This window comes from Streptomyces violascens (assembly GCF_014649955.1).
GTDB lineage: Bacteria > Actinomycetota > Actinomycetes > Streptomycetales > Streptomycetaceae > Streptomyces > Streptomyces violascens.
Window position 1 is genome coordinate 423,275 of record NZ_BMUA01000004.1, and the last position, 23,330, is coordinate 446,604.

At 70.6% G+C, this 23,330-nt stretch carries 20 protein-coding genes and 1 riboswitch; of the genes, 13 read left to right on the forward strand and 7 right to left on the reverse strand.

Annotated features, from left to right (window positions below; translation table 11 throughout):
- Positions 1–37 precede the first annotated feature (37 nt).
- Entirely contained in the window at positions 38–1,519 is a 1,482-nt protein-coding gene (locus tag IE206_RS12980; RefSeq protein ID WP_189962251.1) for a GuaB1 family IMP dehydrogenase-related protein, read from the forward strand.
- Here the strand turns inward: IE206_RS12980 and IE206_RS12985 are convergent.
- A complete protein-coding gene (locus IE206_RS12985) occupies positions 1,516–2,586 on the reverse strand; it encodes a GDSL-type esterase/lipase family protein (RefSeq protein ID WP_226598735.1) in 1,071 nt (356 codons plus the stop codon). The genes IE206_RS12980 and IE206_RS12985 overlap by 4 nt on opposite strands.
- A gap of 362 nt (positions 2,587–2,948) precedes the next feature.
- Between IE206_RS12985 and IE206_RS12990 the strand changes: the two genes are divergently transcribed.
- Together IE206_RS12990 and IE206_RS12995 are read left to right on the forward strand one after the other, a co-directional pair.
- Positions 2,949–4,418: an amino acid permease gene (locus IE206_RS12990; protein ID WP_226598734.1), complete on the forward strand. Its 1,470-nt coding sequence runs from the start codon at positions 2,949–2,951 to the stop codon at positions 4,416–4,418.
- A 10-nt stretch (positions 4,419–4,428) separates the two neighbouring features.
- On the forward strand, positions 4,429–4,884 hold the full coding sequence (locus IE206_RS12995) for an Lrp/AsnC family transcriptional regulator (protein ID WP_053724485.1): 456 nt from the start codon (positions 4,429–4,431) through the stop codon (positions 4,882–4,884).
- A gap of 24 nt (positions 4,885–4,908) precedes the next feature.
- On the opposite strand, the gene IE206_RS13000 is transcribed toward IE206_RS12995, so the two are convergent.
- Positions 4,909–5,484, reverse strand: coding sequence for a Repetin (locus tag IE206_RS13000; RefSeq protein WP_189962253.1), 576 nt, complete (start codon positions 5,482–5,484; stop codon positions 4,909–4,911).
- Between the two features lie 308 nt (positions 5,485–5,792).
- On the opposite strand from IE206_RS13000, the gene IE206_RS13005 reads away from it, so the two are divergent.
- Both IE206_RS13005 and IE206_RS13010 read left to right on the forward strand, forming a co-directional pair.
- Positions 5,793–6,590, forward strand: coding sequence for a carbon-nitrogen hydrolase family protein (locus tag IE206_RS13005; RefSeq protein WP_189962254.1), 798 nt, complete (start codon positions 5,793–5,795; stop codon positions 6,588–6,590).
- Positions 6,591–6,681: 91 nt separating this feature from the next.
- Positions 6,682–8,373 carry a flavin monoamine oxidase family protein gene (locus IE206_RS13010; protein WP_189962255.1) on the forward strand — a complete coding sequence of 564 codons (1,692 nt, stop codon included), beginning with the start codon at positions 6,682–6,684 and terminating at the stop codon, positions 8,371–8,373.
- Positions 8,374–8,611: 238 nt separating this feature from the next.
- On the opposite strand, the gene IE206_RS13015 is transcribed toward IE206_RS13010, so the two are convergent.
- The 3 genes from IE206_RS13015 to IE206_RS13025 all read right to left on the reverse strand — a co-directional run bounded on the left by IE206_RS13015 (position 8,612) and on the right by IE206_RS13025 (position 11,794).
- Positions 8,612–9,541, reverse strand: a complete 930-nt coding sequence (locus tag IE206_RS13015) for an LLM class F420-dependent oxidoreductase (RefSeq protein WP_189962256.1) — start codon at positions 9,539–9,541, stop codon at positions 8,612–8,614.
- A gap of 43 nt (positions 9,542–9,584) precedes the next feature.
- Positions 9,585–10,325: a DUF5995 family protein gene (locus IE206_RS13020; protein WP_226598733.1), complete on the reverse strand. Its 741-nt coding sequence runs from the start codon at positions 10,323–10,325 to the stop codon at positions 9,585–9,587.
- A gap of 92 nt (positions 10,326–10,417) precedes the next feature.
- The gene (locus tag IE206_RS13025; RefSeq protein WP_189962257.1) at positions 10,418–11,794 is read right to left on the reverse strand and encodes a uracil-xanthine permease family protein; all 1,377 of its coding nucleotides are present in this window, start codon (positions 11,792–11,794) and stop codon (positions 10,418–10,420) included.
- A gap of 245 nt (positions 11,795–12,039) precedes the next feature.
- Here IE206_RS13025 and IE206_RS13030 point away from each other — a divergent pair, with 245 nt between their 5' ends.
- The gene (locus IE206_RS13030; protein WP_189962258.1) at positions 12,040–13,317 is read left to right on the forward strand and encodes an alginate lyase family protein; all 1,278 of its coding nucleotides are present in this window, start codon (positions 12,040–12,042) and stop codon (positions 13,315–13,317) included.
- A gap of 19 nt (positions 13,318–13,336) precedes the next feature.
- Here IE206_RS13030 and IE206_RS13035 read toward each other — a convergent pair whose 3' ends face one another.
- The gene (locus IE206_RS13035; RefSeq protein ID WP_189962259.1) at positions 13,337–14,539 is read right to left on the reverse strand and encodes an MFS transporter; all 1,203 of its coding nucleotides are present in this window, start codon (positions 14,537–14,539) and stop codon (positions 13,337–13,339) included.
- Between the two features lie 120 nt (positions 14,540–14,659).
- Here IE206_RS13035 and IE206_RS13040 point away from each other — a divergent pair, with 120 nt between their 5' ends.
- The gene (locus IE206_RS13040; protein WP_189962260.1) at positions 14,660–15,799 is read left to right on the forward strand and encodes an ROK family transcriptional regulator; all 1,140 of its coding nucleotides are present in this window, start codon (positions 14,660–14,662) and stop codon (positions 15,797–15,799) included.
- A gap of 78 nt (positions 15,800–15,877) precedes the next feature.
- On the opposite strand, the gene IE206_RS13045 is transcribed toward IE206_RS13040, so the two are convergent.
- The gene (locus IE206_RS13045) at positions 15,878–18,229 is read right to left on the reverse strand and encodes a chitinase C-terminal domain-containing protein (protein ID WP_189962336.1); all 2,352 of its coding nucleotides are present in this window, start codon (positions 18,227–18,229) and stop codon (positions 15,878–15,880) included.
- A 287-nt stretch (positions 18,230–18,516) separates the two neighbouring features.
- Positions 18,517–18,647, forward strand: a riboswitch (FMN riboswitch).
- 163 nt (positions 18,648–18,810) lie between these two features.
- Here IE206_RS13045 and ribD point away from each other — a divergent pair.
- The 6 genes from ribD to IE206_RS13075 are packed head-to-tail and all read left to right on the forward strand — an operon-like array spanning position 18,811 to position 23,294.
- The gene (ribD, locus tag IE206_RS13050; RefSeq protein ID WP_189962261.1) at positions 18,811–19,899 is read left to right on the forward strand and encodes a bifunctional diaminohydroxyphosphoribosylaminopyrimidine deaminase/5-amino-6-(5-phosphoribosylamino)uracil reductase RibD; all 1,089 of its coding nucleotides are present in this window, start codon (positions 18,811–18,813) and stop codon (positions 19,897–19,899) included.
- Between the two features lie 2 nt (positions 19,900–19,901).
- Positions 19,902–20,510, forward strand: a complete 609-nt coding sequence (locus IE206_RS13055) for a riboflavin synthase (protein WP_189962262.1) — start codon at positions 19,902–19,904, stop codon at positions 20,508–20,510.
- Between the two features lie 5 nt (positions 20,511–20,515).
- Positions 20,516–21,160, forward strand: coding sequence for a nicotinamide riboside transporter PnuC (gene pnuC / locus IE206_RS13060; protein ID WP_189962337.1), 645 nt, complete (start codon positions 20,516–20,518; stop codon positions 21,158–21,160).
- Positions 21,157–22,455 carry a bifunctional 3,4-dihydroxy-2-butanone-4-phosphate synthase/GTP cyclohydrolase II gene (locus tag IE206_RS13065; RefSeq protein ID WP_053724474.1) on the forward strand — a complete coding sequence of 433 codons (1,299 nt, stop codon included), beginning with the start codon at positions 21,157–21,159 and terminating at the stop codon, positions 22,453–22,455. Before pnuC ends, IE206_RS13065 begins: the two co-directional genes overlap by 4 nt.
- A gap of 37 nt (positions 22,456–22,492) precedes the next feature.
- Positions 22,493–22,978, forward strand: coding sequence for a 6,7-dimethyl-8-ribityllumazine synthase (gene ribH / locus IE206_RS13070; RefSeq protein WP_053724473.1), 486 nt, complete (start codon positions 22,493–22,495; stop codon positions 22,976–22,978).
- A gap of 34 nt (positions 22,979–23,012) precedes the next feature.
- The gene (locus tag IE206_RS13075) at positions 23,013–23,294 is read left to right on the forward strand and encodes a phosphoribosyl-ATP diphosphatase (RefSeq protein ID WP_189962263.1); all 282 of its coding nucleotides are present in this window, start codon (positions 23,013–23,015) and stop codon (positions 23,292–23,294) included.
- Positions 23,295–23,330: the final 36 nt, after the last annotated feature.

Sequence of the window (23,330 nt, forward strand, 5' to 3'; positions counted from 1 at the left end):
ATGGGACAATGAACTACGTGCTTTTCCCCTGGCTGAAATGCCTGGGGCCACCTCGAACGACTGGGATGTTCAGCACGTGCGTTTCCTCAACGACATCAAGCCGCCGTACGACCTGACGTACGACGATGTTTTCATGGTGCCGAGCCGCTCCGCGGTGGGCTCCCGCCAGGGCGTCGACCTGGCCTCCCCCGACGGCACGGGCACCACCATCCCGCTCGTCGTCGCCAACATGACCGCGATCGCCGGCCGCCGCATGGCCGAGACCGTGGCCCGCCGTGGCGGCATCGTCGTGATCCCCCAGGACATTCCGATCGAGGTCGTCACCGACGTCATCTCGTGGGTCAAGACGCGTCACCACGTGCTCGACACCCCGATCGTCCTGGCCCCGACCCAGACCGTCGCCGACGCGCTGGCCCTGCTGCCCAAGCGGGCCCACAACGCGGGCGTCGTCGTCGACGCCGACCAGAAGCCGGTCGGTGTCGTCACCGACGCCGACCTGACGGGCGTCGACCGCTTCACCCAGCTGTCCGAGGTCATGTCCAAGGACTTGCTGCTCCTGGACGCGGACATCGACCCGCGCGAGGCCTTCAACAAGCTCGACGGCGCCAACCGCCGCTACGCCCCCGCCGTGGACAAGGACGGCCGCCTCGCGGGCATCCTGACCCGCAAGGGCGCCCTGCGCGCGACCCTCTACACCCCGGCCACCGACGCCGACGGCAAGCTGCGCATCGCCGCCGCCGTCGGCATCAACGGCGACGTGGCCGGCAAGGCCAAGCAGCTCCTGGACGCCGGCGCGGACACCATCGTGGTGGACACCGCGCACGGCCACCAGGAGTCGATGATCGCCGCGATCAAGGCCGTGCGCGGCCTCGACCCGCAGGTCCCGATCGTCGCGGGCAACATCGTCGCCGCCGAGGGCGTGCGCGACCTCATCGAGGCCGGCGCCGACATCATCAAGGTCGGTGTGGGCCCCGGCGCCATGTGCACCACCCGCATGATGACGGGCGTCGGCCGGCCGCAGTTCTCCGCGGTCCTGGAGTGCGCCGCCGAGGCCAAGAAGTTCGGCAAGCACGTGTGGGCCGACGGCGGAGTGCGCCACCCGCGCGACGTCGCCATGGCGCTCGCCGCCGGTGCGTCCAACGTCATGATCGGCTCCTGGTTCGCGGGCACCTACGAGTCCCCGGGCGACCTCCACACCTCCGCCGAAGGTCACCTCTACAAGGAGTCCTTCGGCATGGCCTCCGCCCGCGCGGTCAGGAACCGTACGAGCGACGAGTCCGCCTACGACCGGGCCCGCAAGGCCCTGTTCGAGGAGGGCATCTCCACCTCGCGCATGTTCCTCGACCCGACCCGCCCGGGCGTCGAGGACCTGATCGACTCGATCATCGCGGGCGTCCGCTCCTCCTGCACGTACGCGGGTGCGTCCTCGCTGGCCGAGTTCGAGGAGAAGGCGGTCGTCGGCATCCAGTCCGCGGCCGGCTACGCCGAGGGGAAGCCGCTGCACGCCAGCTGGAGCTAGTCGCTCGACCCCGGTACGCCCCGGAGCCCCCGCGTCTTCTTTCGCGGGGGCTCCGGCATGTGCGGGGCCAGTGCCCTCGCCACCGCCGAGCCGAGAAGCGCATGCCCCTCGTCATTGGGGTGCAGGCCGTCCGCCAGGTGGTTAGGGGTCAACAGGGGCTTCCCCGGCAGCAGTTGGAGATGGCGGTCGCCCTTCGCGATGAGATGGCGCGTCGCGGTCTCCATGGCCTCCCTCAGCTCCGCCAGCGTCGCGCCCAGGGCGTTCGGGGTCTCCTCCGCTTCCGGGCGCAGGAGCGGGGAGAGAAGGAGCAGCGGGGTTTTCGGGTGGCCCCGGCGCACCAGGCGCAGGAACGCCAGCGTTGTCTCGTGCATCAGCGTGGCCGAAAACGGTATGCGCGACCAGCAGTTGGTGCCGAAGGCGAGCGTGATCACGTCGGCCGGGAGCCGCGCCAGCTGCTCGGCGGTGGGGAGTTCGCCGCGCGCCGCGCCCGCGTAACCTAGGTTCACCGTGTCCAGGCCGAGCGCGCGGCCCGCGACGGCCGGCCAGGCGTGCGCGGGCCGGGTCGACCACCAGCCCTCCGTGATGGAGTCCCCGTGTACGAGCCAGCGCGGGCCACGCGGCGCGGGTGTGATCCGGCCGCCGATCGCGCGCACGCCGAGCACCACAGGGGAGCAGCTCTCGGGCGGGTGGAGCATGAACAGGCCGTCGGGGCAGGGGAGTTGGATCGCAACGCTTCCCTCCTCGGCCGGGGCGGCGGCGGTCTCGTGGACCAGGTGGTCGCCCTCCCAGAGGGCGAAGGTGTGGGCGAGTCCGGCCAGCGCGTCCTTTGGCTCCGGCACCCGGGCGCGATAGTGGATCTCCACCGCCGAGGCGCCCCGTGCCGTGAACTCGACCCGCATCCCGATGGGCAGCGCGGCCCGCTCGCCGGTGTCCCACGGCAGCCGCATCGCATCGTCGGGGTCCGCGCGCACCGGCCGCCCCTCGGCATCCAGCCAGGCCACCCCCCGCAGGAAAGGGCCCGGATCGAGCCAGTTCATGGCCCCCTCGTACGGCACGTCCAGCTCCATGGGGCGCGACCCTGCAACAGGCCTGACGAAGTGTCAAGGCAGCCCCGTGATCAGAACCACTGGACAGGGCCGTGAACAGGGCCCTGAGCAGGGCTTGCGCACGGATCGAACGTTGATGTGCAACAAACACCCATCCGTCGCTCTTGCGCGCAATGATCAACCGTCGATGCGCAAGGTTGCTGCATTACGACCGGGAAGCGGAAACCCATAAGGTTCTCGCCGTACGTGGAGTGGCGGGGATCGCCTGCTCGGCGGAACCGGCCACGGGAAGGCTCCATGCTGCCCGAAATATCCCTCTGTGCGGGAAGGCCGGACCGTCGCGGTCGCCCGCCGCCGATTGGCAGCGAAAAGGAGCCACCTCAGTGTTGGATCACGGCGCAGCGCCACCCTCGACCGATGCCCCCGCAGCCGGGGGCCCGCGCCCCGGTCGCGGTCTGATGCGGCGCAAGCCGGTGGAAACGCTGGTCGCGGAGGGTGGCCAGGGTGAGGGCGGCTCGCTGAAGCGGTCGCTCGGCATGTGGCAGCTGACCATGATCAGCATCGGTGCGACGCTCGGCACCGGCATTTTCGTGGTACTTGGAGAGGCCGTCCCCAAGGCCGGACCCGCCGTCACGATCTCCTTCGTGCTCGCCGGCCTCACGGCACTCTTCTCCGCCCTGTCCTACGCGGAACTCGCGGGCTCCATCCCGGTCGCGGGCTCTTCGTATTCGTACGCTTACGCAACGCTCGGCGAACTCATCGCCTGGATCTGCGGCTGGTGCCTGATCCTGGAGTACGGCGTCTCGGTCGCGGCGGTCGCCGTCGGCTGGGGGCAGTACCTCAATGAATTCCTGGACGGCACGATCGGCGTCACCATCCCCGACGCGCTGTCCGCGCCGCCCGGCGACGGCGGGATATTCAACCTGCCCGCCCTGATCGTCGTGATCCTCGCGATGGGCCTGCTGCTCGGCGGCGCCCGCGAGTCGGCCCGCGCCAACACGATCATGGTCGGCGTGAAGATCGCCGCCCTGGTGCTGTTCTGCGTGATCGGCTTCATGGGCTTCAAGTCGGGCAACTACTCCAACTTCATGCCGATGGGCACGGCCGGTGTGAGCGGGGCCGCCTCGACGCTGTTCTTCTCGTACATCGGCTTCGACGCGGCCTCCACCGCCGGTGAAGAGGCCAAGAACCCCAAGCGCGACCTCCCCCGCGCGATCATGCTCTCGCTGGTGATCGTCACGGCGCTGTACGTGCTCGTCGCCTTCGTCGCCGTCGGCGCCCGCCCCTGGAAGCAGTTCGAGGGTTCGGAAGCCGCGCTCGCCGGAATCATGAAGGACGTCACCGGACACTCCTTCTGGGCCACCTTGCTCGCGGCCTGCGCCGTGATCGCCATCGCCAGCGTCGTCCTGACCGTGCTCTACGGCCAGACCCGCATCCTCTTCGCGATGTCCCGCGACGGCCTCGTCCCGAAGGTGTTCGCCAAGGTCAGCCCGCGCAGCGGAACGCCGGTCGCCAACACCGTCGCCGTGTCGCTGTTCTGCGGCGTGCTCGCCGCGGCCGTGCCGCTCGGCAACCTCGCCGACGCCACCAGCATCGGCACGCTCTTCGCCTTCGCGCTGGTCAACGTGGCCGTCGTCATCCTGCGCAAGACCCGCCCCGACATGCCGCGCACCTTCCGCGTGCCGCTCGGCTGGGTCGTCCCGATCCTCGGCTTCCTCAGCTGCGGCTACCTGATGTGGAACCTGTCCGGAGTCACCTGGGAGTACTTCGGATACTGGATGGCCGCCGGTCTCGTGATCTACTTCGGATACGGCTACCGCCGTTCCAGGCTGGCCACCGCCTCACAGAAGTGATCCACCCGCAGTGCGACTGAATGACCTCGATGAACGCATCGTCCACGCGCTCGCCGAAGACGCCCGGCGCTCCTACGCCGACATCGGCTCGCTGATCGGCCTGTCCGCGCCCGCCGTCAAGCGGCGCGTGGACCGGCTGCGGGCCGAGGGTGCCATCACCGGCTTCACCGTCCGCGTGGACCCGGCTGCCCTCGGCTGGGAGACCGAGGGGTTCATCGAGATCTACTGCCGTCGCAACACCTCGCCCGACGCGATCAAGCGCGGGCTCGAGCGGTACCCCGAGGTCGCGTCCGCCTCCACCGTCACCGGTGAGGCGGACGCGATCGTCCAGGTCTTCGCCTCCGACATGCGGCACTTCGAGCGGGTCCTGGAGCGGATCGCGGGCGAGCCGTACGTGGAGCGGACCAAGTCGGTGCTGGTGCTTTCACCGCTGCTGCGGCGCTATACCTCCGGGTCGCCCGCGTAGTCCTTCGGGCGGTGGCGGCGCAGCCTAGGCCTTGGGCTGCTCGTACACCGGCTGCCACGGCAGCACCTTGAAGTCGCCCGTGCCCTCCTTCACCTTTTCGAAGGGAGCCGAGCTCACGCACTTCGGCAGCTCCTGCGTCTCCGCGTCCTTGCCTATCCAGCTGTAGCCGAGCCGGTCGTGCTTGCCCTGGTCGTTCACGGTGACGCCGACCCGCTTGCCCTTGAACGGGGTGTCCGAGTCGGTCACGACACCGGTGACCACCGCGACCTTCCCGCCCGTCACCAGGCAGTCCACCTTCGCCTTCGCCCAGCCGGACTTCCCGTTCGGGAAGACGTGCCTGAAGGTGAACGTGCCGTACGCCGCCTCCGGGTCCATGTTGTCCTTGGCCGCGAGGTGGGCGTCGAAGCTGAACGTGATGTCGTCCCCGGCCGGCCGGTACAGCTTCGCGGTGCCGGTCAGCGCCGCGGCCTCTCTGGGCGTGTGGCCGTCGGCTCCGTTCCCGGCGGCCGACGCCCCTCCGGTGACCACGGCGGCGATGAGGAGAGCCGCGCCCACGGCGAGGACACGGGTGCGGGTGGGAGCGAACGCGATGCGGGACATGGCAAGACCTTCCGTAAGGTCGTGAGATGCGGATTGCCCGGTCGTTCCGGGCCATGACCAGCTTTCCGCGCCCGGCGGCCCGGCACATCGCACCGTCGGGTGGACCGTTTCCCCCGCGCGGGGGAGGCGGGCCTGGGACCTGCGGCGTAAGGGCGGCGTCAACGCGGCGCAACGAATCGCCGGAGATCGACGATCACGCGCAATGAATCGTGCGGCTGCGCGCAACGGTGGTGCCTTGTCCGGGCCGAACGGCGGAACGTACCGTCTATTGACCCCACCCTGCACTTCCGCCCCGCCGAGGACTGCCCATGCCGCCGTTGCGCACCGCCCTGCTCCAGAGCTCCGGCCGTCTCTCGGACGTCGCCGCGAATCTGAAGACCCTGGACGAGGCGGCCGGGCGGGCGGCGCAGACCGGCGCCGGGCTGATCGTCTGCCCCGAGCTCTTCCTCACCGGGTACGCCATCGGCGACGACGTGGCGCGGCTCGCCGAGGCCGCCGACGGCCCCTCCGCGCAGGCCGTCGCCGACATCGCCGTACGCCACGGCCTGGCCGTCGTCTACGGCTACCCCGAACGCGACGGCGACACCGTCTACAACGCGGCCCAGCTCATCGGCCCCGACGGCAGCCGCCTCGCGAACTACCGCAAGACCCACCTCTTCGGCTGCTTCGAGCAGGAGGCGTTCACGCCGGGCGACGAGCCGGTCGTCCAGGCCGAGCTGAACGGCCTCCGCATCGGCATGATGATCTGCTACGACGTGGAGTTCCCCGAGAACGTACGGGCGCACGCCCTGGCCGGCACCGACCTGCTCCTGGTGCCCACCGCGCAGATGCACCCCTTCCAGTTCGTCGCCGAGTCCCTTGTCCCGGTCCGCGCCTTCGAGAACCAGATGTACGTCGCGTACGTCAACCGGACCGGTCCGGAGGGCGAGTTCGAGTTCGTCGGGCTGAGCTGTCTGGCCGGGCCCGACGGCGTCGCGCGGGCCCGCGCCGGGCGGGGCACCGAACTGGTCGTCGGTGACGTCGACCCCGAGTTCCTGGCCGCATCGCGCGCGAACAACCCGTATCTGCGCGACCGCCGCCCCGGCCTCTACGCCTCCCTCGTCTGAGCCCCCCGCCCCCTGAGCCCAGGGCCCCCGAGCCCCGGGCCGTGAGGCCCTGCCCCCTCAACTTCCGTACTGTGCAAGGAGTCCGTACCCCATGACGTCCACGGTGCCCACCGCCGTCCAGCACATCGACGAGCAGCCGCCCGTCACGATGTTCGGGCCGGACTTCCCCTACGCGTACGACGACTTCCTCGCGCACCCGGCCGGGCTCGGCCAGATACCCGCGACCGAGCACGGCGCGGAGGTCGCGGTCATCGGCGGCGGCCTCTCCGGCATCGTCGCCGCGTACGAGCTGATGAAGATGGGCCTCAAGCCCGTCGTGTACGAGGCCGACCAGATCGGCGGCCGGCTGCGCACCGTCGGCTTCCCGGGCTGCGACCCGGAGCTCACCGCCGAGATGGGCGCCATGCGGTTCCCCCCGTGCTCCACCGCGCTCCAGCACTACATCGACCTGGTGGGCCTGGAGACCAAGCCGTTCCCCAACCCGCTCGCGCCGGACACCCCCTCGACGGTCGTCGACCTCAAGGGCGAGTCCCACTACGCGACGTCCGTCGACGAGCTGCCGCCCGTGTACCGCGAGGTCATGGACGCGTGGAACGCCTGCCTCGAAGAGGGCGCCGACTTCTCCGACATGAACCAGGCGATCCGCGAGCGCGACATCCCGCGCATCCGCGAGATCTGGGCGAAGCTCGTCGACAAGCTCGACAACCAGACCTTCTACGGCTTCCTCTGCGAGTCGGAGGCCTTCAAGTCCTTCCGGCACCGCGAGATCTTCGGCCAGGTCGGCTTCGGCACCGGCGGCTGGGACACCGACTTCCCGAACTCCATCCTGGAGATCCTGCGGGTCGTCTACACCGAGGCCGACGACCACCACCGCGGCATCGTCGGCGGCTCCCAGCAGCTGCCGCTGCGGCTGTGGGAGCGCGAGCCGGAGAAGCTCGTGCACTGGGCGCCGGGCACCTCGCTCTCCTCGCTGCACGAGGGCGCGCCCAAGCCGGCCGTGACCCGCCTGCACCGCACCGCGGGCAACCGCATCACCGTGACGGACGCGGACGGCGACATCCGCACCTACCGCGCGGCCATCTTCACCGCCCAGTCCTGGATGCTGCTCTCCAAGATCGCCTGCGACGACTCGCTCTTCCCCATCGACCACTGGACGGCGATGGAGCGCACCCACTACATGGAGTCCTCCAAGCTGTTCGTGCCGGTGGACCGGCCGTTCTGGCTGGACAAGGACGAGGACACCGGGCGCGACGTCATGTCGATGACGCTCACCGACCGCATGACGCGCGGCACCTATCTGCTCGACAACGGGCCGGACAAGCCCGCCGTCATCTGCCTCTCCTACACCTGGTGCGACGACAGCCTGAAGTGGCTGCCGCTGTCCGCGAGCGAGCGCATGGAGGTCATGCTCAAGTCGCTCGGCGAGATCTACCCGAAGGTCGACATCCGGGGCCACATCATCGGCAACCCGGTGACCGTCTCCTGGGAGAACGAGCCGTACTTCATGGGCGCGTTCAAGGCGAACCTGCCCGGGCACTACCGCTACCAGCGCCGGCTCTTCACCCACTTCATGCAGGACGCGCTGCCCGAGGACAAGCGGGGGATCTTCCTCGCGGGGGACGACATCTCCTGGACGGCGGGGTGGGCGGAGGGCGCGGTGCAGACCGCGCTGAACGCGGTGTGGGGGGTCATGCACCACTTCGGCGGTACGACCGATGCGGCCAATCCGGGGCCGGGTGACCTGTACGACTCGATCGCCCCGGTCGAGCTTCCGGAGGACTGAGCAGGCTCGGCCTTGAGGCGCCGGGGGCTCCGCCCCCGGCCCCCGGGTCGCGCCTTGAGGGCGCTCGTCCTCAACCGCCGGACGGGCTGGGAGTTGCCGCGAGCCCCCCCCAGGAGATGCGGCAACCTCCTTCGCCGAACGCCGAACGCCGAACGCCGAACGCCGAACGCCGAACGCCGAACGCCGAACGCCGAACGCCGAACGGGTTCAGGGGGTTGGGCCGCAGCCCCCTCAGTCGTTACAAGCCCGCTGCCCGCACCGCCCCGTACACCTCCGCCGCCACGTCCTTCAGCTCCTCCGCGTCCCGGGCCGAGCCCTGGAGGTCCAGGAGGAATTCGCCTATGCCGTCCACCGCGTGGGCCGCTACGTCCTCGACTATCTGGGCCGCGCTGCCGGTGAACGGCGGTCGCTCCGCGCCCTCGAACGGCTTTGACGAGTAGCGGGTGTTGACCCGCACGCATACCTCGATCGGGCGTTCGCGGCCGCGCTCCTCGGCCAGCTCCTTCAGCCTCGTCCACTCCTCGGTGAGCTGGGCGGCGCCCTGGGCCGCTGGCAGCCAGCCGTCCGCCCGGTCCACCAGGCGGCGGGCCGACTTCGGGCTCATGGCCGGGAGGTAGACCGGGATCGGGCGGGCCGGTTTGGGGCCGACGACCGAGGGGGCGATCGTCGTCAGCTCGCCCTGGTAGGCGACCGGATCGGGGCCCCACACGGCCGCGCACACGTCGAGCAGCTCGTCGAGGACCTTGCCGCGCTTCTCGAAGGGCGCCACGCCCGCCGCCGCGTACTCGTCGTGCGACCAGCCCGTGCCGAGCCCGGCGACCACCCTGCCGCCGCTCGCCGCGTCCAACGAGGCCAGCGAGCGCGCCAGTTGGAACGGTACGTGCAGCGGGGCGACCAGGACGCTGGTGCCGAGCCGGGCCCGCTCGGTCGCGGCCGCCGCCAGCGTGAGGGTGACCAGCGGGTCGGCGACCGAGCGGTAGATGTCGGGCCAGGGCAGGCCCTCGACCCCGTACAGCCCCTGCGTCGCCGGCTCGGGGAACAGCACCCGCTCGAAGACCCACAGGCTCTCGAAACCGATCTCCTCGGCGGCCCGCGCCACCGCGGGCACGTCGCGGCCGATGTCGTACTGCCTCATCTGCGGAAGGCCGAGTCCGAGCCGGATTGCCATGGAGTGCTCCTCCGTCGGGAACCGAAAGGTCGGGAACCGAAAGTCAGTCGGGAACCGGAAGCGGTGTCAGCAGACACCGGGTCACCAGACCCACGCCCGCGTCCAACCGATCAGTGAACTCCCGGGCCAGGGCCGGAAGTTCCCGCAACTGCCACAGGACTTTCGCCGCGGACCAGGAGGCGTCCCGCGCCCGCTCCAGACTCCACGACGCAAGCAGGTGGGTCATCGGATCGGCCACCTCGAACAGGTCGGGCCCCGGCATGAGTTCTTCGCGGATCCGCTCCTCAAGAAGGGTGAGCATGTCGCCGACCCGGTCGAAGTCCCGCTCCAGGAGGGCGGGTTCGCAGTCCAGCGAGCGGCAGCTGTCCACCACGGCGAGCGTCAGGTCGTGCCCGATGTGCGCGTTGATCCCGGCCAGTGCGAACTGCAGCGGCCGCACGCCCGGATGGCGCCGGTACTGGAACAGCGGACGCCAGCAGTCCGGTGGGCGCCGGCCCGCCGACGTCGCCTCCACGGCCCCGAGATAGCGCCCGGCGAAGAGCACGTCGAGCGTGGCGGCGGCCGCCGGATCGGCGAAGCCGTCGTGCGCGATGAGCCGGGAGATCTCCTCGGTCACCGTCAGGTAGACGCGGTTGAAGACCGCGATGCCGTCCCGGGCCGGCAGATCGGCCCGCAGCGCGCGCATCCGCCGGATCACGGGGTCAAGTGGCGCGGCGAACCGGTGGGTGCGCGCGAGGTGTCCGGTCTGCGCCAATCCCGTCGGCGTCCCTACGGTCTGCGTCATGGGGGCAGCGTCCCAGTCCAGTGCCGCGCCGAGCACCGCCGTAAGGGGGCTTGACCGGAACGGATGAACCGGGACGCTTCCGGGGCTGGGGGCTAGGCGTCCTTCTCGTACGACGACGTGCCCGAATCCAGCAGCGGCTCCTGCTTCTTGAGGTGGGCCGGGGCCAGCGCGCGCAGCACGTGGTAGCCGGTGATGACCACGATCGTGCCGAGCGCGATGCCGCTGAGCTGGAAGTTCTCGGTGAACTTCAGACTGACGTTGCCGATGCCGATGATGATGCCCGCGGCGGCCGGCACCAGGTTCAGCGGGTTGCGCAGATCGACCTTCGCGTTGATCCAGATCTGCGCGCCGAGCAGGCCGATCATGCCGTAAAGGATGACGGTGATGCCGCCGAGCACGCCGCCCGGGATCGCCGCGACGACCGCGCCGAACTTGGGGCACACGCCGAAGAGCAGCGCGAATCCGGCGGCGGCCCAGTAGGCGGCGGTCGAGTAGACGCGGGTCGCGGCCATGACGCCGATGTTCTCGGAGTACGTGGTGTTCGGCGGGCCGCCCACCGCGGTCGACAGCATGGAGGCGGCGCCGTCGGCGGCGATCGCGGTGCCCAGCTTGTCGTCGAGGTCGGCGCCGGTCATCTCGCCGACGGCCTTGACGTGGCCCGCGTTCTCGGCGACAAGGGCGATGACGACGGGCAGGGCGACGAGGATCGCCGACCATTCGAAGCTCGGCGCGTGGAAGCTCGGCAGCCCGATCCAGTCGGCCCTGCCCACGCCCGAGAGGTCCAGGCGCCAGTGGTCCACGGCCTCCGCGCCGCCGTGCACCGAGTGGATCTTCCCGAAGACGCGGTCGAGCAGCCAGGAGATGCCGTAGCCGAAGATCAGCCCGAGGAAGATCGCGATCCGGGACCAGAAGCCGCGCAGACAGACCACGGCCAGACCGGTGAACAGCATCACCATCAGCGCCGTCCACTGGTCCTGGGGCCAGTACGTGGAGGCGGTGACCGGAGCCAGGTTGAAGCCGATCAGCATGACGACGGCGCCCGTGACGATGGGAGGCATCGCGGCATGGATGATCCGCGCGCCGAACCGCGCCACCGCGAGGCCCGCGAAGAACAGCACCACGCCCACCACGAAGACCGCGCCGGTCACGGTGGCGCTGGTGCCTCCCGTGGCCCGGATCGCGGCGGCGACGCCGACGAAGGAGAGCGAGCAGCCGAGGTAGCTGGGCACCCGGCCCTTGGTCGCGAGCAGGAAGATGACCGTCGCGATGCCGGACATCATGATCGCGAGGTTGGGATCGAGGCCCATCAGTACGGGGGCGACGAACGAGGCGCCGAACATCGCGACCACGTGCTGGGCGCCGAGTCCGATGGTGCGCGGCCAGGAGAGCCGTTCGTCGGGGCGTACGACGGCTCCTGGAGCGGGGGTCCGCCCGTCGCCGTGCAGGGTCCAGCGCACGCCGAGGCGCATGGGTCGCTCCAGTTCGTCCGTAGGGGTCGGTGACTCGAAAAGTCTCGAAAAGATCAGGCCAAATATTAATGCCGGATCAAGGGCGCCCATCACCGGAGCGACGGGGCCGAAGGTCCCATCCGTGAATCCGCGCCCGGGGCATTGTCAGCCGGAAGGGTGGCCTCTACGCTCGCACGGTCTTGTTCGTGAATTGGGTTCATATACATGACCATGCCTCGCGTGTCCCGACTCGATGGGAGTGCTCGATGAGCGGAAGACCCCGCCGTGGGCTCGTCGCCGTGCTGTCCTTCGCGGTGGCGTTCGCCTCCGCGCTCGTACCCGCCACCACGTACGCCGCCCCGGCCGCCGGCGAAGCGCCCCGCACCGTGGTCCTGGACGGGAAGCGGCTCCAGGACACCAAGCGGCGGCTCGATCAGGGGGACGCCCAACTGCGTGAAACCGTACGGAAGTTGACGGCCACCGCCGACGGCTGGCTCGCCCAAGGGCCCTGGACCGTCGTCGACAAGCCGAAGCCGGCCCCGGGTGGCGACCCGCACGACTACCTCAGCCAGGCCCCGTACTGGTGGCCCTCGCAGCCGAAGACCGCCGAGAACCCCTGGGGCTGCCCGTACGTCCAGAAGGACGGCGAGCGCAATCCCGAGGTCGATTCCGGCACCGACAGGCCCGACCTCGGCAAGGTCTTCAACTCGGTCACCAGCCTCAGTCTGGCCTGGTACTACACCGGCAAGGAGCAGTACGCCGAGCACGCCTCCGACATCCTGCGCACCTGGTTCCTCGCCCCGGCGACACGGATGAACCCGAACCTGAACCACGGCCAGTTCATCCCCTGCAAGTACGACGGCCGGGCGATCGGCATCATCGACTTCTCGCAGCAGTACTCCAGCGTTCTCGACGCCGTCGCCATCCTCGACACCGGGGCGCCCGGATGGAAGGCGAGCGACCACGCCTCAATGCTCGACTGGAACAAGAAGTTCCTGGACTGGGAGGTGAATTCGGCGTTCGGCAAGGAGGAGTCGGCGGCCCAGAACAACCACGGCACCTTCCAGGACCTCCAGATCGCCGCCCTCGCCCTCGCCGCCGGAAACAAGGACCTGGCCCGCCGGACCGTCCTCGGCGCCGAGAAGCGGCGGATCGACCCGCAGATCGCGGCCGACGGCAGCCAGCCCCAGGAGCTGGACAGGACCCGGAGCTGGCACTACTCGACCTTCGACCTCGTCGCCCACACCCGGCTCGCCGCCATCGGCGAGCAGGTCGGCGTCGACCTGTGGGCGTATCGGGGACCGCACGGGCAGAGCCTGTTCAAGGCCGTGCGCTATCTGCTGCCCGCCGCCACCGGGGCCGTCGCCTGGCCGCATCCGGAGCTGGAGTTCTACCGGTACGCGGCGAGCGACGTCGTCCATGCCGCCGCCGACGCCGGGGACACTGACGCGAGGGCGGCCGTGCCGAGGCTCCAGGCGCCGCCCGGCGGTGACCTGTGGGCCCTGCGCCCGGCCGCCGAACAGCTCGACTCCATCGCCGGCTGACCCCGCGCGTGGCGCCGGTTCAGGCCTGATGGACCGGCGCCGCGTCCGCCGCCTCGCAAGGCCGGGCGCCCGCCCGCAGGACCCGCGCCCCCGCCACCAGGCCGAGCGCGAGCACGGTCACCAGGCCGAACGACGCCACCAGGGACGTCAGATCGGCGATCCCGCCGATCGCGGACGGGGCGACCAGACCCGAGGTGTACGTGATGGTCGCGACGCCCGCGATGGCCTGGCTGGGGTTGGGCCCACTACGGGCCGCCGCCGCGAACGCGAGCGGCACCACGACCGCCACGCCCAGGCCCATCAGGCCGAACCCGGCCATCGCCACCGCGGCGCCCGGCGCGACCACCACGAGCAGCCCGCCCAGGGTGGCGAGGATGCCTCCACAGCGCACCGTACGCACGGCGCCGAAGCGGTCCACGCCCGTGTCGCCCACGAGCCGGGCCACGGCCATGGCCAGTGTGAACGCGGTGGTGCAGGCCGCGGCCGTGCCCGCCGAGGTGTCCAGCACGTCCCGCAGATAGACCGCCGACCAGTCGAGGCTGGCGCCCTCGGCGACCACCGCGCAGAACCCCACCGCGCCGATGACCAGCGCCGATCGGGGCGGCAGCGCGAACCGGGGCGGCGGCGCCTCCTCGGGGGCGCTGCGCAGATCGAGCACGCCCTGGCAGGCGGCCAGGCCGAGCAGGGTCAGCACGGCGGCGGCCACCATGTGGTGCTGCCGCGCGTCGGCCCCCAGGTGCGCGGCCAGCGTCCCGGCCGCCGAGCCGACCAGCGCGCCCACGCTCCACATGCCGTGCAGCGAGGACATGATCGAGCGGCCGAGCCGGTTCTCGGTCTCCACGCCGAGCGCGTTCATCGCCACGTCCGCCATGCCCGCGCTCGCGCCGTACGCGAAGAGGACCGCGCACAGCGTGTAGACGTTCGGGGCGAGCGCGGGCAGCGCCAGGGCAAGCGTCCACAGCGCGAGCAGCCCGCGCAGGGCGCCCCGCGCCCCGAACCGGTGCGTGATGGCGCCGGACAGCGGCATCAGCAGGGACGAGCCGATCGCCGGGAAGGCGAGGGCGAGGCCGAGCTGCCCCGCCGAGACCCCGGCGTGCTCCTGGATCCAGGGGACCCGGGTGGCGAAGTTGCCCGTCACCGCGCCGTGCACACAGAACACCGCGGCGATCGCGATCCGCGCCCGCCTCAACTGCCGTTGATCCAGAGCCGGTTCGGCTGCCATCGACCCGATTCCCTCCCTCGGGGCGGCCTCCCCGCCGCCGCCCCGTAAACTATCAGGAACCCTGCCTGATAAATAGAACGGGTCGCAACCCGCTTTCGTTGATCTGGAAGGATTCCCGGCATGCCCGCATCCCCGAGCACCGCCCGGGCCATCAACGACCGGCTCGCCCTGCGCCTCCTGCAGGACGAGGGCCCGTTGACGGCAGGCCAGCTCAAGAACCTCACCGGACTCTCCCGGCCCACCGTCGCCGACCTCGTCGAACGCCTCCGGGGCTCCGGCCTGGTCCACGTGGTGGGGGAGTCGGGCGCCGAGCGGCGCGGCCCCAACGCGCGCCTGTACGCGATCGTCGCCGACCGGGCCCATCTCGCGGCCCTGGACGTCCGCACGCACAGCGTGTCCCTCGTCGTCGCCGATCTGCTGGGGGCGCCGCTGGCCGAGGCGACCCTGCCGATCGAACCGGAGGCCGGCACGGGACCCGCCGTCGAGCAGGCCGTCGCCCTTCTGGAACGCACTGCCAAGGAGGCGGGCGCCGAGCGGCTGCACAGCGTCGGGATCGGCGCCCCCGGCCTCATCGACCCGGCGAGCGGCGAACTGCGCGACACCAGCGGGCTGCCCGCCTGGCACCGCGAACTCGTCCGCGTCCTGGCCGGGCGCCTGCCCGCCGCCGTGATCGTCGAGAACGAGACCAACCTGGCCGCCGTGGCCGAGCAGCGGCTCGGCGCGGCCCGCGGGCAGGACACCTTCGTGCTGCTGTGGCTCGGGCAGGGCATCGGCGCGGCCGTCGTCCTGGACGGGAAGCTGCGCCGGGGCGCCTCGGGCGGCGCGGGCGAGATCGGATTCATGCCGGTGCCCGGCACCGGCGGCCTGCCGTCCGCGACCGGCTGCGACGGCGGCTTCCACGAGCTGGTGCACGCGGGCGCGGTGGCCCGTCTCGCCGCCGCGCACGGGCGGTCCGGCAGCGTGGAGGAGGCCGTACGGGATGCCGACGGGCCCTTCCTCGACGTGCTGGCCGAGCGGCTCGCGATCGGGGCGGCGGGCGTCGTCGCGGTCCTCGACCCCGGAGTGATCGTCCTGGGTGGCGAACTGGGCCATGCGGGCGGGCAGTTGCTCGCCGGCCGCGTTCAGCGCGCCCTGGCCGCCCTGACGCCCCTTGCCACCGAGGTGAGACCGAGTGAACTGGGCGACGGCGCGGTCCTGAGCGGCGCCCTGCTCACCGCACGGGACGCGGCCCAGGACGACCTGTTCGCACCGAAGGCGTGAGGTCGCTTCGGGTGTGAAAGCCCGACGGCGGCCAAGGGCCGGGAGACCGCCGCCGGGCGTATGGGTCGGAGAGCCGGATCAGCAGGCGCCGAGGTCCTGCCAGACTCCCCAGTCACCGGTAGTACCCGGTTCCTCGCCCTTCGTCCACCACTTGGACTTCCAGGTGTGCGACTTGTACGAGACGGTCGTGCCGCCGCCGTACTCCGCACCCGCCGACCAGAGCGGCGCGGCGCACGTGCCGCCCGAAGGCGTGGGCGACGGCGAAGGGCTTGCCGAGCCCGAAGGCGTCGGGGAGGGCGAGGCGGTCCCCGGATCGCTCACCACAGCGCCCCGGGTGTGGTCGCCGGCCAGTGCGTAGGTCTTGCCACCGAAGGTCACCGTCCAGTTCGAGGGGGTGGAAACCGGCAGGTAGTAGACGAAGTCGAGGGTGACGGAGGCGCCCGGAGCCAGTGACTGCCAGCTCGGCAGCTTCAGCGAGACGCGGTTGTAGTCGCCCTTCAGTCCGCCGATGTTGTTCGCCGCGGTGTGGTCGCTGCGCACGATCGTCGTGCCGAAGCCGGACTGGTCCTTGGCGTTGGCCGGGGCCGAAGTGCCGTAGTCGAACTGGAACTCCGTGCCGCCGGGCAGCGTCGCCGTGGTGTTGTTGGTGATCGTCACCTTCGGGCTGATCGGGTAGTTGGAGTCGCCGAGCGGGAACTGCCCGAAGTCCACGCCGATGGGGAGCGCCTGCGTCGGCAGGTCGATGGTGGAGCGCTTGTTGCCGTACGGGGCGGCCGACTTGAACTTGTCGTACATCGCGCCGGTCAGGGTCGAGCCCTGCTCGTACTGGCCCTTGGCCGCGTTCCACCGGTAGTCGCCCGCGAGCTCCCAGACCATGGTGCCGCCCATGCCCTTGTCGACGACGTAGTCGGCCTTGGTGTTGACGGACTGCTCGTCCTCGGTGGACAGGAAGACCTTCTTCTGGTTGTTCCAGAGCCAGGGCGCCACCAGTGTCGCGTCGTACTGGCGGACGTAGCTGCCGGTCAGCCTGGTGTCGGCGGGCAGGCCGTACTTGCCGACGTAGTCGCCGACGATGCCCTTCTCCAGGTTCTTGGCGTGCCACATCGGGTTGGAACCGGCGGGCGCCTCCTTGCCGTCCGCGTCCAGGTCGTGCCAGAGGTTGTCGATGCCGACGGCGCCGTCACCACAGGCGGTGAGCCCCGCACCGGCCGGGCATTTCGTCGAAGGCGCCTTCCCCCACAGCCCGTTGGTGCCGCCCTGCACATTCTGGAATCCGCGGGTGTAGTACGGCAGGCCCATATTGATGCGCCCGGCCGGCAGGGAACCGCGGAAGTAGTGATAGGCCCAGTCGGCGTTGAGATAGCCGATTCCGCCGTACTGGGAGGTGGAATAGACGCCGGCGGCCGCGAGTTCCGCGTCCTTTCCGTCGTCGAAGAGCGAGGCGTTCGGGCCGACGTACTGGTTCCAGGCGCCGTGCAAGTCGTACGACATGATGTTGACGTAGTCCAGGTACTGCTGGACCTGGAAGGTCTCCATGCCGCGCAGCAGATAGCCGGAGGACGGTGCCGCGACCGAAAGGAGATAGTGCCTTCCGTCGGCCGCCCCCGCGCGGTCGAGCTTCTCGCGCAGCGACTTCATCAGAGCGGCATAGCCCTTGACGAGACCGGCCCGGCGGGCGTTGGAGATCGTCAGGTCGAGCGGGTTGCCCGCGTCCTTCATCGTCGTCGGGTATTCGTAGTCGATGTCGACGCCGTTGAAGCCGTACTTCTTGATGAAGGCCACCGCCGAGTCGGCGAACGTGTCGACGCCCGCCTGGTTGACGGAGCCGTCCGCGTTGGTGGCCATGGAATAGAAGCCGCCGGAGTCGACGCGCTTGCCGTCGTCACCGAAATAGCCGCCGGTCTCGGCCCAGCCGCCCACGGAAATAAGGGTCTTCACATTGGGGTGCTGCTTCTTGAATTTGTTGAGCAGATTGAAGTGGCCCTTGTAGGGGAGCGAGGGGTCCATGTCGGCGCCCGAGACGCCGGGCCAGGTCATTCCGGTCGCGGCGTTCTTCTCGCTGTCCGTGCCGACGGAGATCTTGTTGTCGGAACCGACGTGCGCGAAGGCGTAGTTGATGTGGGTGAGCTTGTCCCACGGGATGTCGGAGGCGAGGTAGGCGGGCGTCCCGTCCTGGCCGGTGCGCCAGCCGGTGAAGTAGCCGATCACGCGGCGCTGGTGGTCGCCGCCCATCTTCTCGCGGCCGTCGGTGTCGTACACCGAGCAGTACGGGACATCGACGCCGGGAGTCTTGTAGAGGCCGTCGGGGCGACAGGCCTCGTTGTCGGCGGCGGCCTGCGAGACGCCGGTGGACAGCGAGCCGAACAGCAGCCCGGCGACCGCGGTGGCGGTCGTGAGCAGCGCGGCCCGTCTGCGGGTGGGGGAGAGCACGAGCAGTTCCTCCTGGGAGGTCGGGCGGAACACAACGAACATGGCGGTGGTCGTGCACGGCCCCGGCGTGCGCACACCGGCGGGCCTCTCCTCGGAGGTGACGCAGAGATTAAAAGGACTAGACCAGTGCGTCAATAGGTATGGACCAAAGGGGAAGTCCTGCCCCTGGGGTGCCGCCGGATCCTGGCTGGAGTGCCGCTCGAATCCGGCCATCCTGTGAGCCAGGCCACATCCCCTCGCTCGCATGGCCTTCGATCAGGCGTGGCACACTGGCCCTGTACCAGCAGCAGCGCACTCCGGGGTCGGTGTAATTCCGAACCGGCGGTAATAGTCCGCGACCCGTCCGCATCCAGCGGCCGGTTGACCAGGTGAAATTCCTGGACCGACGGTGAAAGTCCGGATGGGAGGCAGTGCGCGGCGGGCGGACCGTTCCACGGTCGCGCCGGCCGTCTGTTACCGGTCGCCATCCAGGGCACCGGTCTCTTTCGGCCGTGGCGTGAGCTGTGCGCGATGGTCTTTACCCGCTTTCTGTCGTCATCGACAGGCCCCGGAGTCCGTGCCCGAAGAGGCAGGAGGACCCGGTGGCCACCGCAGCCGACGCAGACGCCATGCGCCGAGCCATTGAGCTCGCCGCGCGCGGACTCGGCTCCACCAGCCCCAACCCGGTCGTCGGGTGCGTCATCACCGACGCCTCCGGCGCGGTCGTCGGCGAGGGCTTCCACCAGCGGGCCGGCGGCCCGCACGCCGAGGTCCACGCCCTCGAAGCCGCAGGCGGGCGCGCCCGTGGCGGCACCGCCTACGTCAGCCTCGAACCCTGCAACCACACCGGCCGCACCGGCCCCTGCGCCCAGGCGCTCATCACGGCCGGCGTCACCCGCGTCTTCTACGCGGTCGGCGATCCAAACCCCCAGGCCACCGGCGGCGCCGACACCCTGCGCGCGGCCGGCGTCCACGCCGAGCAGGGCCTCCTCGCCGACGAGGCCGAGGCGGTCAACACCGCCTGGCTCACCTCCGTACGGCTCGGCCGCCCGCACGTCACCTGGAAGTACGCGGCGACCCTCGACGGCAGGACCGCCGCCGAGGACGGCACCAGCCGCTGGATCACCTCCGCCGAAGCGCGCGCCGACGTCCACCGGCTGCGCGCCGAGTCCGACGCCGTGGTCGTGGGCTCCGGCACCGCCCGCACCGACGACCCGCACCTCGCCGTCCGCGATATCGAAGGCTCAACCCAGCCCCTGCGGGTGGCGGTCGACACCAACGCCACCGCGGTCAAGCCCGGCGCCCGCATCCTCGACGACGCCGCGCCCACCCTGATCGCGGTCGCCGAGGACGCCGACGCGGCCCACCTGCCCGGAGCGGCGGTCCTGCGCCTGCCGCGCACCGCCACCGGTCTGGACATCCCGGCGCTGCTCGCCGCCCTCCACGCGCGCGGCGTGCGCTCCGTACTCCTCGAAGGCGGCCCCACCCTGGCCGGGGCCTTCGTCGCCGCGGGCGCCGTCGACAAGGTCGTCGGCTACCTCGCGCCCGCCCTGCTCGGCGCCGGGCCCACCGCGCTCGCCGGAGCAGGAATCTCCACCATCACCGAGGCGTTGCGGCTCGACATCACCGAGACCGTGCGCATCGGCCCCGATCTGCGCATCACTGCCACCCCTCTCGCCAAGGAGCGCTGAACGTGTTCACCGGAATCGTCGAAGAGCTGGGCGAAGTCACCGCCATCGAGAACCTCGGTGACGCCTCCCGCTTCCGTCTGCGCGGCCCCGTCGTCACCGAGGGCGCCGGACACGGCGACTCGATCGCCGTCAACGGCGTGTGTCTGACGGTCGTCGAGTTCGGCGACGGCGAGTTCACCGCCGACGTGATGGAGGAGACGCTGAAGCGCTCCAGCCTCGGCGCCCTGGACGTCGGCTCCCGGGTCAACCTGGAGCGGCCCATGGCCGTCGGCGGCCGCCTCGGCGGGCACATCGTCCAGGGCCACGTCGACGGCACCGGCACGGTGCTTTCGCGCACCCCCTCCGAGAACTGGGAGATCGTCAAGATCGCCCTGCCCGGTGACCTCTCCAAGTACGTCGTGGAGAAGGGTTCCATCACCGTGGACGGCGTCAGCCTCACGGTGGTCGAGGCCGCCGCCGACTACTTCACCATCAGCCTCATCCCGACCACCCTCGCGCTGACCACGCTCGGCATCAAGCAGCCCGGCGACCCGGTCAACCTGGAGGTCGACGTCATCGCCAAGTACGTCGAGCGGCTGCTCGGCGCGAGCCACGGGGGGAACGACAAGTGAGCGCAGTGAACTGGCTGAACGGCGAGGCCTTCACGGTCCTCGGTCAGCACATCAAGTGGTCGGACATGATCGGCAACACGATCGGTCTGATAGCCCTCGCGCTCGGCTGGCGCCGGTCCATATGGACCTGGCCCGCCCAGTTCGTGTCGGGCCTCATCCTGTTCGTCGCCTTCGCCGCCGGACACCTCTCCGGCAGCGCCGGCAAGCAGGTCGTGGTGATGGTCGTGGCGGCAGGCGGCTGGTTCGCCTGGAGCCGGGGCCGGCAGCAGGCGCAGGACGGCTCCATTGCCGTACGGTTCGCCACCTGGCGCGAGCGGGCCTTCCTGCTCGGCGGTGCCGCCCTCGGCACGGTCGCCGTCGCGGCCCTCTTCACCGCCTACCCGGCCCTGTCGTGGGACCCGTGGCCCGACGCCTATGTCTTCGTCGGCACCATCGTCGCGATGTTCGCCCAGGCCCGAGGCATGGTCGAGTTCTGGTTCGCCTGGCTGCTCGTCGACGTCGTCGGCGTCCCCCTCAACTTCGCCAACGGATACGCCTTCTCCGGCTTCGTCTACGTCATTTACGGCGCGCTCGTCCTGTGGGGCCTGCGCGACTGGTGGCTGCGCTCGCGCACGAGCGTCAAGCCCGTCCTGGAAGGAGCGACGGCATGACCACGCACGCACCCACCTGGTACTCCACCGACAACCGCGAGGACCTCTCCCTCGACCCCGTCGAGCAGGCCATCCGCGACATCGCGGCGGGGCGGCCCGTGGTCGTCGTCGACGACGAGGACCGCGAGAACGAGGGCGACCTCGTCGTCGCCGCCGAGAAGGCCACCCCCGAGATCGTCGCGTTCATGATGAGCGAGTGCCGCGGCCTGATCTGCGCGCCCATGGAGGGCGAGGACCTCGACCGGCTCGACCTGCCGCAGATGGTCGACCACAACACCGAGTCGATGAAGACCGCCTTCACCGTCTCCGTCGACGCGAGTGCCGAGCACGGCGTGAGCACCGGCATCTCCGCCGCCGACCGCGCCACCACGCTGCGCCTGCTCGCCGACGGCCGCTCCGCCTCCGGCGACTTCGTCCGGCCCGGCCACATCTTCCCGCTGCGCGCCAAGCCCGGCGGCGTGCTGGTGCGCAACGGCCACACCGAGGCCGCGGTCGACCTCGCCCGGCTCGCCGGGCTCGCCCCGGCCGGCGCCATCGTCGAGATCGCGGGCGAGGACGGCGTCATGCTGCGGCTGCCCGAGCTCGTCCCGTTCGCCCGCAAGCACGGCCTGACGATCATCTCCATCGAGGACCTGATCGCCTACCGGCGCTCCGCCGAGCCGACCGTGCGCCGCGAGGCCGAGGTCCAACTGCCCACCGCCGCCGGTGAGTTCACCGCCTACGGCTACCGCTCCACGGTCGACGGGGTGGAGCACGTGGCCCTGGTCCACGGCGACATCGGCGACGGCGAGGACGTCCTGGTCCGGGTCCACTCCGAGTGCCTGACCGGCGACATCTTCTCCTCGCTGCGCTGCGACTGCGGCCCCCAGCTCCAGGCCTCCATGGAACGCATCACCGAGGCCGGCCGCGGCGTCGTGGTCTACCTGCGCGGCCACGAGGGCCGGGGCATCGGCCTGCTCTCCAAGCTGCGCGCCTACGAACTCCAGGAGCGCGGCCGCGACACGCTCGACGCCAACCTGGAGCTCGGCCTGCCCGCCGACGCCCGCGACTACGCGGCCGGCGCCCAGATCCTCGCCGACCTCGGCGTGCGCAGCCTGCGGCTCATGACCAACAACCCCGACAAGATCACCGCGCTGGTACGGCACGGCCTGAAGGTGTCGGGGCGCGAGCCCATGCCCGTCCAGGCGGGCGAGCACAACCTGAGCTACCTGCGCACCAAGCGGGACCGCATGGGGCACGACCTCCCGTGGCTGGACGCGGCATCGACGCCGATGTCCGCCTGCGGCAACCAGTAAGCCAAGCAAGCACACCGGAAACACCTGAGGAGAGCACGTGAGTGGCAAGGGCGCACCCGAACTGTCCGTACGCAACTGCGGGGACCTCCGTGTCGCCGTGGTCGCGGCACAGTGGCACGAGAAGGTGATGGACGGACTCGTCGACGGCGCCCTGCGCGCCCTGCACGAACTCGGCATCGACGAGCCGACGCTGCTGCGCGTCCCCGGCAGCTTCGAACTGCCCGTCGTGGCGAAGGTCCTGGCGGGCCGCGGCTACGATGCCGTCGTCGCACTCGGCGTCGTCATCAGGGGCGGTACCCCGCACTTCGAGTACGTGTGCCAGGGTGTCACCAACGGCCTCACCCAGGTCAGTGTCGACACCGGCGTACCCATCGGATTCGGCGTGCTGACCTGCGACACCGAGGAGCAGGCCCTGGACCGGGCCGGCCTCGAAGGGTCGAACGAGGACAAGGGGCATGAAGCGGTCACCGCCGCCGTGGCCACCGCCGCCACGCTGCGCACGGTCAGCGAACCCTGGCGCTGAGCGACGGGGCCCACCCCTTACTCTAAGAAGCATCATGGCGAACAAACCCTCTAAGAGTTTCGAAGAGCTTTTTACCGAGCTCCAGCTCAAGGCAGCCAATGGCGACCCCTCCACCTCCCGCACCGCGGAGCTGGTGGAAAAGGGCGTGCACGCCATCGGCAAGAAGGTCGTCGAGGAGGCCGCCGAAGTCTGGATGGCCGCCGAGTACGAGGGCAAGGAAGCCGCCGCCGAGGAGATCTCGCAGCTGCTCTACCACGTCCAGGTGATGATGGTCGCGCGCGGGATCTCCCTCGACGACGTCTACGCCCACCTCTGAGCCCGCCCGCATTCCACACCACCCCGCACAAGAAGG

Bases quoted from the DNA above. Each gene is read 5' to 3' on its own strand.
- IE206_RS13015 (WP_189962256.1), bottom strand. From the start codon at position 9,541: ATGGCAATCCGGCTCGGACTCGGCCTTCCGCAGATGAGGCAGTACGAC.
- IE206_RS13035 (WP_189962259.1), bottom strand. From the start codon at position 14,539: ATGGCAGCCGAACCGGCTCTGGATCAACGGCAGTTGAGGCGGGCGCGG.
- IE206_RS13030 (WP_189962258.1), top strand. From the start codon at position 12,040: ATGAGCGGAAGACCCCGCCGTGGGCTCGTCGCCGTGCTGTCCTTCGCG.
- IE206_RS13010 (WP_189962255.1), top strand. From the start codon at position 6,682: ATGACGTCCACGGTGCCCACCGCCGTCCAGCACATCGACGAGCAGCCG.
- IE206_RS13020 (WP_226598733.1), bottom strand. From the start codon at position 10,325: ATGACGCAGACCGTAGGGACGCCGACGGGATTGGCGCAGACCGGACAC.
- IE206_RS13005 (WP_189962254.1), top strand. From the start codon at position 5,793: ATGCCGCCGTTGCGCACCGCCCTGCTCCAGAGCTCCGGCCGTCTCTCG.
- IE206_RS13000 (WP_189962253.1), bottom strand. From the start codon at position 5,484: ATGTCCCGCATCGCGTTCGCTCCCACCCGCACCCGTGTCCTCGCCGTG.
- IE206_RS12985 (WP_226598735.1), bottom strand. From the start codon at position 2,586: ATGGAGCTGGACGTGCCGTACGAGGGGGCCATGAACTGGCTCGATCCG.
- IE206_RS12980 (WP_189962251.1), top strand. From the start codon at position 38: ATGCCTGGGGCCACCTCGAACGACTGGGATGTTCAGCACGTGCGTTTC.
- IE206_RS13075 (WP_189962263.1), top strand. From the start codon at position 23,013: ATGGCGAACAAACCCTCTAAGAGTTTCGAAGAGCTTTTTACCGAGCTC.
- IE206_RS13025 (WP_189962257.1), bottom strand. From the start codon at position 11,794: ATGCGCCTCGGCGTGCGCTGGACCCTGCACGGCGACGGGCGGACCCCC.
- IE206_RS13065 (WP_053724474.1), top strand. From the start codon at position 21,157: ATGACCACGCACGCACCCACCTGGTACTCCACCGACAACCGCGAGGAC.
- IE206_RS13040 (WP_189962260.1), top strand. From the start codon at position 14,660: ATGCCCGCATCCCCGAGCACCGCCCGGGCCATCAACGACCGGCTCGCC.